Source organism: Tunturiibacter lichenicola (genome assembly GCF_051013355.1).
In the GTDB taxonomy this organism is placed as follows: Bacteria; Acidobacteriota; Terriglobia; order Terriglobales; family Acidobacteriaceae; genus Edaphobacter; species Edaphobacter lichenicola_F.
On the sequence record NZ_CP132944.1, the window covers coordinates 4,717,236 to 4,730,996 of the forward strand.

At 52.9% G+C, this 13,761-nt stretch carries 7 protein-coding genes; 3 read left to right on the forward strand and 4 right to left on the reverse strand.

Annotation, left to right across the window (positions count from 1 at the left end):
- Positions 1-143: 143 nt before the first annotated feature.
- From RBB82_RS19805 to RBB82_RS19820, 4 genes are all read right to left on the reverse strand, one after another.
- Entirely contained in the window at positions 144-3,506 is a 3,363-nt protein-coding gene (locus RBB82_RS19805) for a hypothetical protein (RefSeq protein ID WP_433972463.1), read from the reverse strand.
- 103 nt (positions 3,507-3,609) lie between these two features.
- Complete coding sequence (gene ogt / locus RBB82_RS19810) at positions 3,610-4,164, reverse strand: methylated-DNA--[protein]-cysteine S-methyltransferase (RefSeq protein ID WP_433972464.1); 555 nt, start codon at positions 4,162-4,164, stop codon at positions 3,610-3,612.
- On the reverse strand, positions 4,161-5,663 hold the full coding sequence (locus tag RBB82_RS19815) for an AlkA N-terminal domain-containing protein (protein WP_433972465.1): 1,503 nt from the start codon (positions 5,661-5,663) through the stop codon (positions 4,161-4,163). Before RBB82_RS19815 ends, ogt begins: the two co-directional genes overlap by 4 nt.
- A gap of 177 nt (positions 5,664-5,840) precedes the next feature.
- Positions 5,841-9,356 (reverse strand): TonB-dependent receptor domain-containing protein, encoded by a 3,516-nt coding sequence (locus RBB82_RS19820; RefSeq protein ID WP_433972466.1) that lies wholly within the window; start codon positions 9,354-9,356, stop codon positions 5,841-5,843.
- Between the two features lie 1,240 nt (positions 9,357-10,596).
- Between RBB82_RS19820 and RBB82_RS19825 the strand changes: the two genes are divergently transcribed.
- The 3 genes from RBB82_RS19825 to RBB82_RS19835 all read left to right on the forward strand — a co-directional run bounded on the left by RBB82_RS19825 (position 10,597) and on the right by RBB82_RS19835 (position 13,740).
- Complete coding sequence (locus RBB82_RS19825; protein WP_433972467.1) at positions 10,597-11,739, forward strand: hypothetical protein; 1,143 nt, start codon at positions 10,597-10,599, stop codon at positions 11,737-11,739.
- Positions 11,740-11,803: 64 nt separating this feature from the next.
- Positions 11,804-12,952: a sensor histidine kinase gene (locus tag RBB82_RS19830; RefSeq protein WP_433972468.1), complete on the forward strand. Its 1,149-nt coding sequence runs from the start codon at positions 11,804-11,806 to the stop codon at positions 12,950-12,952.
- Positions 12,949-13,740 (forward strand): LytR/AlgR family response regulator transcription factor, encoded by a 792-nt coding sequence (locus RBB82_RS19835; RefSeq protein ID WP_433972469.1) that lies wholly within the window; start codon positions 12,949-12,951, stop codon positions 13,738-13,740. The genes RBB82_RS19830 and RBB82_RS19835 overlap by 4 nt, the downstream gene beginning before the upstream one ends.
- Positions 13,741-13,761 lie beyond the last annotated feature (21 nt).

Sequence of the window (13,761 nt, forward strand, 5' to 3'; positions counted from 1 at the left end):
GAATTTACGTCCTAGGCTCTTCGTCGCCGATACTATCGTCCTGGTCAACCCGCGCTGCTCTAAGGACCACCGAATCTTATAAAAAACTCCCAAAATGTTTTCCTCACTGCAGGGCTCTGGCCGTTGATAGGACTGATGTTCTTTTAGAAAAGAATCTTGACGGAGAACTGAATCTGTCGAGAGGTTCCGGCGGTCTTGCTGATCAGGCCGAAGCCTGAACCCTTGATGGTATTTGCCGGTAGACCCATATCTACGATGTTGAAGATGTTAAAGAACTCGGAACGGAACTGGACATCAAAGAGTTCGCTGCCGCCGGAGCGTCTTCCTACTGGCGTGTCTTTGATGAGCGAGAAGTCGAAGTCGTAGAAGGCGGGGCCGCGGAAGGTGTCTCTGCCGAGAGAGCCGAAGACGCCTTGATTCGGACCGGTGCCGCCGGGAACGTTGATTGGAATGGAGAAGAACGATGCGTTGTTTGCGCCCTCGCCGAAGTAGTCTTCGCGGATCTTTCTCGCAGTAGAGAGATGAGGTATTCCGATCTGGTTTGGCCGGTCGACACCGTTTGAACCTGCGCCGGTTTGCTGGACTCCAGAGTAGATGGTGAAGGGAAGGCCGCTGCTGATGGTTGAGATGCTGAGTAACTCCCACCCTGCAGTTACTTTTCGATTTACAGGTTGGAGGAATTCGATTTTTTCTAGTTGCAGATCCTGGGCGAGGCTCATCGTGAATCCGTTGGTTACATCGAAGCTTGAGGGTCCCTTTTCGGCGTGGGTGTTGAAGGGGTTTTGAGGATAGGGGCTGGAGACCGCGCCGGTTGTGTTGCCGTTTGCAGAGACACCGCTTGTGTCATCGAGAGACTTTGCATAGGTGTAGCTGATCTGGATGCCGGGGCCACCGACGAAGGGCGTACCGGTGAGCGAGGCCTGGAGAGAGTTGTAGGTGGAGTGCGCGGTGTCGGTGATCAACTGCTCTGTACCGAAGCCGCCGATAGCGTTTCCTGCGTTATCGAACTTGGTGAATTGCGCGAACTCCTGAGTTGCCCCCGAGTAGGCGTTGGGGAAGGTGATGCGCGGAAGGTGGACAGAGGCAGTGCCGACGTATGCGATGTCCGCTGTAAGCTTGCCGATCTGATCTTCGAGGCCGACTGTCCAGGTTTGAAGATATGCGTTGCCGAAGCTGCGTTCGATGCCGGTCAGGTTTAATGGCGTGAACTGTGTGCCGGGTGAGAGTGCGGCGAGGTCCCGCTGATAGCGCTCGATATCGAGAACGGTGTTGGCCGGTACAGTCTTGGGGTTGCCGTTAGCGAAGACATTCTGGCCGGAGGGGGTATACATCGTGGGAAGCTGGGCCGATGTGATTTGAAATCCGTATTGGATTGGAGCGCCTACAGCTGCTGTGATGTGAGGATAGATGACGAATGGGGTTGCGCCGGTGAGGAAGTTGTCCTGCCAGATGTTGGGTGGGATGGTGGTGATGCCTCCTCCGGCGTGAAGGTGAAGGTTGTTCTTGACCACCACGTCGAGTTGAACGCGAGGAGCGACGCCACCCCAATCGAATCTATAACCGGGCTGCGGGTTGTCGAGATACTCCTGCTGCGATCCATTCATGAGGAAGCCCGAGGTGCGATGAGCGCGCTCAGTGATTGGAGTGTAGAGTTCGTAGCGGATGCCGTAGTCGAGCACGAATCGTGGGGAGATTTTGAAGGTGTCCTGCGCGTAGATTGCTCCGCCGTAGCGCGAGATTGCGGCGGGGCCGATGTGACTGCCGCCGGAGACGTAGGGAGGCGCGACGGCTGTTGTGTAGACGAATGCGCTTCCAGTGAGCAGGCCGCTGAGGGTGTCGGGTAGAGGGTCTCCGACGTGAATGTTGTGTGTGCCACTCTGTGAGGTGATGTTGACGGGGGAGTACGCGGTTCCTCCACCATAGTCGTATTCGCCGTTGGGGCTGATGCCGAAGTAGGTGGTGTCTCGATTGGCGCGGAACTCGCCACCGGCCTTGATGAGGTGGCGGCCGATGGCTAAGGTGAAGTTCTGCCTTCCTAGAAAAAGGTTGCCATAGGCGGACATGACGGAGCCGCCGGCTGAGTTGAAGGCTTCGAAGAGGCCGTCGTTGAATTTGACGGCGGGATCAACGTGGTCGGGGGTAGGGAACTGTGGGGTGGTGCGAGTGAAGCTGATGGAGCTTTCGAAGGAGAAGCGTGGAGTGACGGCGTGATTGTAGGTGAGGACTCCGTTGCGCTGGTGATCGACATAGACGACGCCAAAGGCTGTGTCGATTGCCGTTTGGTCGGGATTGGTGGTTGGTCCGAATAAGTTGTTGAAGTTGAATCTTGCGGTAAGGTGCGATTTAGGGGAGAACACTTGATCGATGCGGACCGAAAACTGGTTGGCATTGGTGACAACTTTGGATGAGGCCGCGTAGGTGTTGGCCCCATAGGGGCCGGTGGGATTGTTTGGCAGGGGATAACGGGCCAAGATAGCTGCGATATCTGACGGTGGTGTGATGAAGAGCGTGTCGCCCGGGTACGCTGTCGTGTTCAGGCCGAGGCGTTGTTCGGAGGTGGGTACGGGGAGGACCTGTGTTGTTCCGAGGACCTGGCGAAAGCCCTGGTATTCGCCGAAGTAGAAGGTCTTTCCGCGCCCGTCGTAGATGTGAGGCAGGATGATTGGGCCGCCGTTGGTGAAACCAAACTCGTTACGGCGGAACGGGGGGATTCTGCCGGGTTCAGCGATAGACGGGTGATCAAAGTAGTTGCGTGCATCGAGCGCAGAGTTTCGTATGAACTCAAAGATTGAACCGTGAAAGCCGCTGCTGCCGGAGCGTGTGGTGATGTTCGTGAAGCCTGCAGCGCCGCGGCCAATCTCGGCGGGCATCCAACCTGAGACTGAGTGGATCTCTTCGACGGCGTCGACGTTGTAGTTGCTGAAGGTTGCGCCGCCCATCTCGGGATCGCTGGTGTCTGCGCCGTCCATAGCGAAGACTGCTTCGACACCGCGTTGTCCGTTGATGGCGAACTGCTGAGTGAAGTTTGTCTGACCGTTCGCATCGGTCATGGTGCCTGCTGCAAGTAGCAACAACTGGCTAAAGTCACGTTTGTTCAGCGGGATGGCGCTGACGGTCTGGCTGGAGAGTTTCTCTCCGCCCGTCTTCGCGGCTTCCTCCGAACGCAATGCGACTGAGATGGTGCCATCGGCAGAGATAGTCACGACTACGGGCGGCGAGTTTGGCTTGAGGTTGAGGGTCTCTTTGTAGGGATGTGAGATTCCATCGATCACTACATCGAGTTTGTAATCTCCTGGTATCAGGTTGGGAAATTGAAAGCTGCCATCGGCTGATGTATCCGCGACAAGTTTGCCTTTTTTCCCAACGAGACGGATGGTGGCGCTTTTGGTAAAAGCTCCGGCGTCATTGCGCAGTACGCCCTTCCAATCTTGAGCGACCGGCTCCTGTGCGAAGAGCAGGGAGGGCAGAAAAAACGCGAAGAGAAAGATGAGAACTCTAAATGGCATGAGCGGCCATTATATTGATGTGCCACTTGGATTGGCCGGAGACATTTACCTCAGCTTACTGAGTCGTACGATTCGTCAACAGGACAGGTTCGATATAAGTCCGTTACGGCTCTAAGTAGAGGTAGTGTTTTTCAAGGGAAAATGGGCTCGATTCATGCTTCAAGAGCCATCGTTTTCGATCAATTCCTCCGCCGTATCCGGTCAGAGAGCCATTCGTGCCGATTACGCGATGACAGGGCACAATCACGCCGATCGGATTGGCGCCGTTCGCCAGTCCTACTGCTCTTACGGCTGCGGGTCTGCCGATCTTTTGGGCTAACGCAGCGTACGTGATAGTTGTTCCGAAAGGAATGTCCCTCAGCGCGCGCCAGACGCTGCGTTGAAATGGAGTACCCGATGTGGCCACCGGCAACGTATCGAGCGCGGCAAGATCACCAGCAAAGTATCGATTGATAGCCTCCGTAAGTCTCGCTGAGATTTTGCCGGGTTCAAATTTGAACCCGTTCGCACCATAGTGGCGCTGTAGTAGACGTTGCATACGAGGTTCGTAGTCTGCCCAGTCGACAGCGCGAAGATTCCCATCATGGTCTGCGATGACTATCATCTCGCCAATTGGTGTAGCAATTCGGTCGATGATTAGTTGCAAAGGTTCACTCATGCACGTTGTCCGTTTCGATTAAGTAATGTTGGGTCTGCTGCCCAAAGATGTTGCGCTGCGTAGGCACGCCACGGGCGCCATGCTTCGGCTCGATCAAGGAGATCAGTTGAAGTTATCGCAGTGGTTCGATCAATCGCAGCGGCACTTCGCAGAAGCCCGACATCGGTGGATGGAAAGGCATCCATCTCACGAACAGCGCGGAGTGCGATGTACTGAGCAGTCCATTCGCCTACTCCGCGGATGGACTTTAATCGGTCGATGGTCTCTTCGATATTGCCTGCTTGACGGAATAGATTGGGATCCGCAACTGCTGTCTCGGCTAGCGCTTTAAGGGCCGCCAGACGCGCTGTGGGCATCCCCAAACCTATTGATTTAACTTTTGCCAATCGTTTCGCTGTGGGGAATGCGCGTGAGAGTCCAGCATGACAAACGTTGGCGTTAGGCACAGGTTTGCCGTGGAGTGCAACGATCTGTCCAGCCAGACGGCGTGCAGCTACGACGCTAATCTGTTGGCCCAGGATGGCCCTCACTGCCAGCTCAAAGCCGTCCCAGCCACCAGGAGCGCGCAGTCCGGGGCGTTTTGCAATGAGTGGAGCCAAAGCGGGATCGCTTGAAAGATGTGCATCGATCGTTTCGATATCTGCGCCGAGATCGAACAGACGTCGGACCCGCGCAACGATGGCAGGCAGCGACTTGACGTTTGGAAAGCGAATCCTGACACAGATGTTGTGTCGTTCGGGTTGATGGGAGACATCAATACAACCTGTGAATCCATCCATCTCAACGGTGCGGAGATAATGACCATTCTCCACAAGTTCGACTTCCGGTATAGCGCGGGCTTGCAAAAAGCCGATGATCGAATCCCAGTCGTAGGGTGGACGGTATCGCAACCGTAGAGTGATTCCGTCATCTACGGTTGGCTGGCTTGCCGACTTTCTGCGCCTCAACGCAGTTGGCGGGCGGTGGAATAGATTTTGAAATGTTTCGTTGAATCGACGAACGCTGCCAAAGCCGGCTGCGACTGCAACTTCAGTCATGGGTATCCGTGTTTCATGGATGAGTTGCTTCGCGAAGAGAATACGTCTTGTTTGGGCAACTGATAGCGGAGACGCTCCGAGGTGTTGAAGAAACAGGCGTCTCATCTGACGCTCACCCACGCCAAGGCGTTCTGCCAGCTTCTCGACGCTTGCGCCCGCACCGTCAAGCGCTCCCTCTGCGATGAGGGCCAGTGCTCGGGATACGGTATTGGACGTTCCCCGCCAAGAGGCGAGATCCGGGGCAGTTTCAGGACGGCAACGAAGGCATGGGCGATAACCCGCATCTTGTGCGGCCGCGGCCGAGGCATAAAAAGTGCAATTCTCAGACAGTGCGGTGCGGGCAGGACAGATTGGGCGGCAGTAGATCCCGGTAGATTTAACCGCCACGAAGATTAGCCCGTCAAAACGTGCATCTCGACTCTGCAACGCTCGATAACACACTGCTCGATCCGGTAATTCCATGCACCGATTCTCTCATCCCAGAGGATGCCCACTAGCGGTTTTCGGACGTGGTCATTGTGGTCACTAGGAACGCGCACGAACGATTCAGCAGACCGCCGGACGTCAGCGAATTTCGGTCGGACTGGCTTAGAACTGTTGAGGCAACATTTTGTTCAATTACCAAGCAGTGACGAGCTGTTAGAAGACGATACGCGCTGCGAATTGTCCAAACCGTCGCTCATCGTTTGCGCCACCATTCACGCCACCTTTCCTCGCCTGGAGAAGCTGGGGAGTCTCCAAAGTTGGATCGTATCCGAAGTTGGCTACATCGTTATTGAGTTCCAAGGCGTATAGGTTATGGTGATTCAGGATATCGAAACCTTCGGCGCGCAGCTCGACTGACACACGCTCTGTGATGGGAATATTCTTACTTACTGCTGCGTCGAAGTTCCATGCTCCCGGACCATAGAACGCATTTCGATGAGTCATGCCAGCTGGATAAGGTCCGAAATCTGAGATTCCTCCTGTTATTCCATTATCGTAGGGCAGGCTGGCAGCCGGGTACGGAATGGCTGCAGGCAGCGTTCCGATGTTGTATACGTTAGGGCCTGCCTGGCCGGTACTCTTATTGAATTTCTTATTTGTAATAGCAGCGGAGGGAAGATATCGCGGAATGCCAGATCCCGCTCCTGCGTTCAACGATTGAGTGCTATCCGAATAAGTGAAAGGCGTGCCTGTCCGGACGGTATAGATTCCAGTTATCAGATATCCACCAAGGAGACGGCCCATCATGCTTCTGTTTCCCTTGAACCATGGGGTTTGGTAGATCGGCGCCAATACAAAGCGCTGACGTGTATCAAAGTCGGAGGCCCCGTAGTCTAATGCAGGATTGAAAGGATTGAGGTATCCGAGATTGCCGATGCCATTGGATGCGCTGTTACTCTCAGAAAACGTCGAGCTGATGTCGTCCAGTGAGTGAGCGTAGGTGTAGTTCGCTGTCACACTTAGTCCGGTGTGATGATAGTCGTTCATTTGCAGACCAATGTTCATGCCGTCGTAGTGTGAGTCGCCGTTGCTTCCGCGATCGTTGATATCGCTATATTGGTTATTCAATCGCGAGTATCCATTTCCTGCGGCTGGATTCTGAATTATAGGATCGCCTAAATACACGTTTCCGGCACCCTGCTGGTTATAGTCCTTGATGTCGTAAAGGTGAATACCGCGCGAACCTATGTAACCGATTGACGCAACCACACTAGGTGCCAGTTGGTGTTCTAACGTGAGGCTGTAGAACTGAGTGGAGGCCTGTCGAATATTCGGATCTACGGCCCGCAGTGAAGAGGGAGGCAGCGCGACAGACCCTGAGGCTCCGCCCAATGGTCCCAAGTTATTCGTTGTCACAGGTGTGTTGTTAATCGTCAGCACTGCGTAGTTTGGCGGATTTTGAATTATGTTGAAAGTGACATTGCCGAAGTTCCGTTCATAAGAGATGCCGTAGCCGCCACGGATGGAAGTCTTTCCATCGCCTGCAACATCGTAGGCAAACCCGATTCGCGGAGAGAGAGTCCCGTACTGCGGATTCCATGGCCGATCGTTCGGGCTATTCGGTGTCGTCAATACCTGGCCATTTCGTATTTGTGCATAGATGTCCGCTCCTGGGCCAGTGAAATAGTTGGCCTGCAGACTCGGATGATTGTCGCGGAGTACACCAAAGTGATCGTAGCGAAGCCCATAGTTGACGACTAACTTCGGTGTCATCTTGTAGGAGTCCTGCGCATAGACAGCCCATTCTTTGTATCGGTTGCTTCGCGAGAAACTTGGCTGAGAGGCTGGCAGGTTGACAGTGCAGGCGGGCGTTACTGTCAAGTCAGTTGTGGCGTAGTCCCGGAAGCATGGAAATGCGCCTTGTGGATTGGCCGCGGCCTTGAATAGAGCAAGTTGGCCTGTGAGGAAACCATCCAATGAGTTCGGCAGACTAGATCCAATACCTTCAACTGCCTGGGCATAGGCGCCGTAAGAGATGTTGTTCTGGATGTAGAAGAGTTGCACTCCGAACTTCATCGAGTGATGGCCCTTCGTGATATCGAAGTCCTGATTGATCTGTACTGTATTCTGCGGGCCTGCTGCAGGTAGCCCGCCGGTGCCTTCATTGTTGTCAAAGAATCCAGGTAGCTGGGCATTAATTCCGGCAAAGTTGGCACCACTCTTGAAGTAAAGAACCGGAGTATTCCCGAGCGCTGTGTCGTAGCTTTGATCCGTCGAGTTCCGAGTGAAACTTAATTTCGTGCTGCCGACTAGGGACGGGTTGAATTGGTGGCTTAGTCCGAAAAGATAGGTCTGGCCCTTGATCGCTTGTCCAACATTGTATTGAGAGTATGGCGAACTGAAGAGACCACCTGGGTCGTCAATCTCGTTGTACAGCGCATAACGGCCGAACATTTGTGTTTTGTCGCTGAGGTTGTAATCGACGCGTCCGACGAGGTAATACGTATTTCCCGGGTTGCCGCCGCCTGCATTGGAAGGCGCCTGAAACGCTACAACTCCAAAGACTGGAAAAGAGTCGGGCAACGCGTCGAATGGGCCGCCTGGCGTCGGTGTCACACCGCCAGCCACAACATCTGCCTTACTTAAAGTGGAGGCGAATGCGGGAGGATTTTTGCCATATGCAGCAAAGTAGTCCTGGAGGTTTGAAGCAGAAGCAGAAATGAATTGAGGCGTGGGAATAAGTGACTGGTTGCTCCCCGCGCCACGTACCCGAGCCCATTCTGTGCTTTGGAAGAAGAAAAGCTTGTTTTGCAGGATCGGGCCACCGATCGCGTAACCAAATTGGTTGCGCGTGTAGTTTCCCTTCGCTATGCCACTTTGAGCGTTGGTCACCGTGTTTGCCGTGTATGCCGAGAGGCGGTTGTACTCCCAGGCACCACCGTGAAATGAGTTCGTTCCGCTCTTGGTGATGATGTTCACTACTCCACCAGAGGCGCGGCCATATTCGGGTCCAAAGTTGCTGGTAATGACGCGATACTCTTGTACGCTATCGATCGGAATTTGAATCAGCGCTGGTCCGGTCAGGTAGGTATCGTTATTTTCAACCCCATCCAGAAGAATCTCGGTACCTGTGGATCGCTGCCCGTTGAGCGAGAACCCAACTCCTCGGGTGGTGTCGTTTTGGTCGCCGGTAGTCGAGGTCGCACCGCTCGAAGTCACTTTGTCGCCAGAGCTGATATTGCCCGAAATAGTGACGAAATCATAAGGATTGCGGGACAAACTGGGAAGTTGAGATACCTGCTGGCTACTTACAACTTGTGAGACCTCTTGAGTCTGCGTATTAACAGCGACGCCGCCCTCGCCCTCGACTGTAACGGTCTCAATGGAGGCTGATGGCAGTAGTTTTATATCGAGAGTCAGGACGCCTCCGACCGTGATTTCGGCCTTTGTTTTGAAGGCTCCGAAGCCGCTGGATGAGGCAATGGAGACCTCATATACCGTCGCTTGCAGGCCGGTAAAAAGGTAAGATCCGGTATTACTCGTTGTGGTCGTTCTGACGGCGTTCGTCCCTGCATTCCTTGCAGAGACGGAGACTCCGGGGACGACTGCACCGGTGGAGTCGGTTACGATTCCCGAGATCTGACCGGTTTCCTGGGCATAGGAGTATGAAATTTGCGTCAAGATGAAAGCGGTTGCGAGACTAAGAAGCAGCGTTTTGCTTCTGATCATGTCAGAAAGTGTCTTGAAAGTAGTTAGCATGAGCCACCAGCCCTCTTAAGTAAAACTATTTGTCACCACTTCTTTTTTTACCTTGGGATCCGATGCTCTGTATCATGTGCCAACACTTTTCGGATGAGCAATAGCATTGTGACGAGCGAGCGGAGAAATGTGACAAGCGGCAAATTGACAGGTCAGACTGCATGTCATGGTCGAGCGACCAGCAAAGTGTTAGGGCGCCTTGTTGCACCAAAATTTAGATAGTTGATGATAAAAGAAGGGTGACTTCATTCGTGACTCGATAGTCTGTAAGTCAACGAGCAGTACTGTTGTGAGCAATGCAAGTCAAATTTAAGCTCATCGAAAAGCTGCAACTGGAAACGTCACTCTTAGCATTTTTTCTGCGTGTTTTCTCCTGCGGGCTCGACTCGTGTTCAATTCAGACATCCAATATCGAATCCGTTCGCTGAATTCCTATAAACTGTAGAACTTTTTAGCGTGTTTTCCAGTTAATGAGAGATTAGGAATTATCTACGTAGCATTGCATCGATCTTTTCATTTTCATTTATGCCGTCGAAATGTTCCATTCCCTAACTTCGGCTACTTCGTCACTCCATATTGTTTGTTCGTAACATACCGGCCAACCAGGGATCGATTCGGATATTCAGTTGCATGATTCGTTAGTCATTGAGGCCAGTGTCTTATGGTGAACAAGGCAGGCAGAGAAGTCGATATCTACAGGTCCAACTCCAATGGGAGTGAGGGAACTGAGGGAGCTACGCAGGTAAAAGCCTAAGCCCGTCGACTTCCAGCCTTGCCGCTGCATAACCTGACCTTCCGAACTCACGTTTGGAGAGTCGATCGAATCAGGTCGCAGGTCTACCGATTCGCTTCGATCTTGATTTCAAGCCTGGAACACTTACACCGAGATGCTGAAGTTATCCAGCGCGAATTCTGAATCGACAATCAGATGACACAGGATGGGTTTTGAATCTATGTCCTTCGGTCAGATGAGGAGATCTGACGAGACGCGCAATACGTTATCCAACTTTGTGACGAGTCGCTTCTACAGGATGATCAACAGTCTGCACGGGCATTCGCAGTGCTTTCTACCGTGACGACAGAGCTACAGGCGTTTGAACTCCATTGATTACCATCTCGTACTCCCATAGGTCTATGCGGCACCGGTTGCTGCATTTGAGTATGTCAAGGGGGAGTCGCAGGTGGACTAAATCTAAATTTGGAGGGAATCATGGTACAAACTATTCGCACGCGCTTAGTAGTCGTCCGGGTCTGCCTAAGAGCAGTAGTGCTTTTACTTGGCGCAACATTATTTATTGACCATATCTCTGCGGCCGCGGTGTCGAATATCTCGCAGCTACAGGCGGATGCGAAAGATGGTTATGTGCCGCAAGAGATCGAACTCGCCGCTGCTTATTTCACTGGGAATGGGGTGCCGAAGGATGCGAAACAGGCGGCATACTGGTATCAAAAAGCTGCTGAAAGCGGAGATGCTGAAGCCGCAAACGAGATAGGGCTCTTCTATCAAGTCGGCATTGGTGTGCCAACGGATTCTTCACGGGCGATGCATTGGTATCAACTCGCCGCTGCGTCGGGCTTCACCAGGGCAAAGGTAAATCTTGGTGTGATGTACGTGTGGGGCATCGGTGTTCCCAAAAATGAGACGCTCGCAGCAGAGCTTTTTCAGGAGGCGGCGAGCAGAGGAGATGGTACTGGCGCTTCGTATCTTGGCAATCTTTATTATTTTGGAATGGGAGTGAAGCAGGATACAGCTGCCGCTGAAAGATGGTATCGCACAGGTGTAAAGCTGCACGATCCTATCTCTGCCTATAACTTAGGCACACTCCTTTCTACCGAAGCGAATCATCCCCATGATCTTCGCAAGGCCGCGGCGCTCTTTCGCCAGTCAGCAGTCGCCGGCTATGTACAAGCAATGCATTCATTGGGCTTGCTCCTGGTTAACCATGCAGAGTTGGCAATATCTCAGCAGGAAGCAGTATCCATGCTGGAAGCAGCGGCAGAGGCAGGTTCCTGGAGGTCATCTATCGTGCTCGGAGTACTTTCGCGTGATGGGAAAGGAGTTCCCAAGGACAGCAAAGCCGCTTACTATCGTTTCCGAACGGCTGTATTGCAGGGCGGGGAGCCAGCGATGCGCCTGGTTCGCAATGATGTTTCGACACTGTCTGAGACATTGGGAACAAGGCAGATAGAAATGCTAGATTCCGACGCGAATACCTGGTTTCAGCAGCATCATCTCGTTCTTCACTTCGTCTATAAAGACGGGGAGAAGAGCGGACGTTTTCCTGCATCGGCCCTTGCAGCTTCTTTAAACGGACTACATGCTGATGAACCGCTTTCTACGCCAGGCTCCTGAAGCTGTGAACCGCTGAGCGCCTGCTTACGTATACGTTCTTGATAGGAAGCAGGTTGAGGAGGATTTGCTGAAACCTTTGTCTATAACTCACATGCGCGCACAGCCAGCTTTCATGCATCCGGTAATCTTTGTGGGCGCTTCAGTCTTGTTGGGCATGCTCTTTGCGCTGCAAGAGTGGATGAGTGTCCGCCTATGGAACTACCACATCAGCATATGGGTTTTATTGAAGGCGTGGGCGGTGCAGTATTTCTTGTGGGGTGTGCTCTGCTGGTTGATGTGGAGGTGGTTAGGGCCGCGGATTCAGCAGGCAAACGCAGTGTGGATCGTTACGCAAGTTCTTCCGCTCAGCATCATTACTAGTGTTGCTGAAGAGATGGTCTGGGTGGCGTGCTTCCCACATCTCCCACTCAACCACCCGCACATGACGTATTGGCAGAGGCTTGCGTTTCAATTGGACGCAGAGCTGATCGATAGCATGGTGATTTTTTGGTGTGCGTTCTGCCTGTTTCGAGGTGTCGGCTACTACCAGAGGTTCCGGCAGGAAAAAGATGCCGCTGCCCAATTGTCAGTACAGCTGGCTCAGGCCCAGATGGCAGCCCTGCGCATGCAGTTGAATCCGCATTTTCTCTTTAACACGATGAACAGTATCTCCAGTCTGATGCGGACGGATATCGCTGCGGCCGACACGATGCTGGAACAACTCGGTAACTTGTTGCGTATTACCCTGGAGCGCGGCGAAGTCCAATTTATCAGTCTGAATGACGAAATGGAGTTTGTTGAGATGTATCTCGCAATGCAAGAGCGAAGGTTCATGGGGCGCGTACGCCAACAACTTTCAGTTAATCCTGAATTGCATGATGCGCTTGTGCCTGCGATGATTCTTCAGCCACTTATCGAGAATGCGTATGCTCACGGGCTCTCCAAGTTGGACAGAAATGGCCTGCTCGTGATCGAAGTAACTCGAGAAGATCGATATTTAACGTTGAGTGTTTTCAACAATGGCGCAGGTTTGCAGTCGAATCAAGAAGTGTCCACAAATGGCCAAGGCGTCGGTTTGGCCAATATAAAGAGCCGTTTACAGCTGCACTATGGAGATGAGCAGACATTTTCCATACGTGAGGTTGCACGAGATCAGGTTGAAGTGACGATTAAGCTTCCATTACAGTTTCCCGCTCGTCCAACAGACAAACTAACAAGGTTTGGCACAGCATGATCCACACTATCCTCGCAGACGACGAAGTGTTGGCAAGACAGAAGTTGCGGCAGCTTCTTCGCGACGAACCTGAGATCGAGATTGTCGGTGAAGGCGCGTCAGCTGGCGAAACTATAGAGCTTGTGCGCGCCACGAAACCAGATCTGCTTTTTCTCGATATCCGTATGCCCGGGCTGGATGGCTTCGATATTATCGGCAGGCTATCAGCCTGCAAAGATCTAGCTATGCCACGTGTCGTATTTACTACCGCACACGACGGGTATGCCTTGCGCGCGTTTGAGATTCACGCTTTGGATTATTTGCTCAAACCATTCTCGTCCGAACGTTTGCATTCGGCGGTTCTACGCGCCACGGAGCAGATATGCGCAACCAAGCAGGGTGCCGTACGCAGCAGTGGGCGTGGTCAGAGTTCCACTTCCTATATAACCCGCATTGTCTTCAGGTCTCGCGGTCGCATCCTTTTTCTGCCAGTCTCGGATATTCGTTGGATTCGAGCGGAAGAGAATTATGTACGAATTTGCACGGAAGCTGAGCAACACCTACTACGCGAGACGATGAGCCATCTTGAGGAGAAGCTCGATCCACAGATGTTCATGCGCGTGCATCGTTCCGCTATCGTTAATCTTCAATATTTGAAAGAAGTACGGACCGAGCCAAGCGGAGAGTTCACGGTTTTGTTGATGAATGGTCAGAAAGTATCGATGAGCCGAAGCTATCATGCTCGGATTGGTGAATTATCAACGGCTTTCCAGGTTCAGCCGCCCGCTTTAACGAATGGAAGGCCGTGAAGCTCGCTCAGTCGCGGAGCT

Coding starts and splice junctions, on each gene's coding strand:
- RBB82_RS19835 (WP_433972469.1), top strand. CDS start 12,949: ATGATCCACACTATCCTCGCAGACGACGAAGTGTTGGCAAGACAGAAG.
- RBB82_RS19825 (WP_433972467.1), top strand. CDS start 10,597: ATGGTACAAACTATTCGCACGCGCTTAGTAGTCGTCCGGGTCTGCCTA.
- ogt (WP_433972464.1), bottom strand. CDS start 4,164: ATGAGTGAACCTTTGCAACTAATCATCGACCGAATTGCTACACCAATT.
- RBB82_RS19805 (WP_433972463.1), bottom strand. CDS start 3,506: ATGCCATTTAGAGTTCTCATCTTTCTCTTCGCGTTTTTTCTGCCCTCC.
- RBB82_RS19815 (WP_433972465.1), bottom strand. CDS start 5,663: ATGGAATTACCGGATCGAGCAGTGTGTTATCGAGCGTTGCAGAGTCGA.
- RBB82_RS19820 (WP_433972466.1), bottom strand. CDS start 9,356: ATGATCAGAAGCAAAACGCTGCTTCTTAGTCTCGCAACCGCTTTCATC.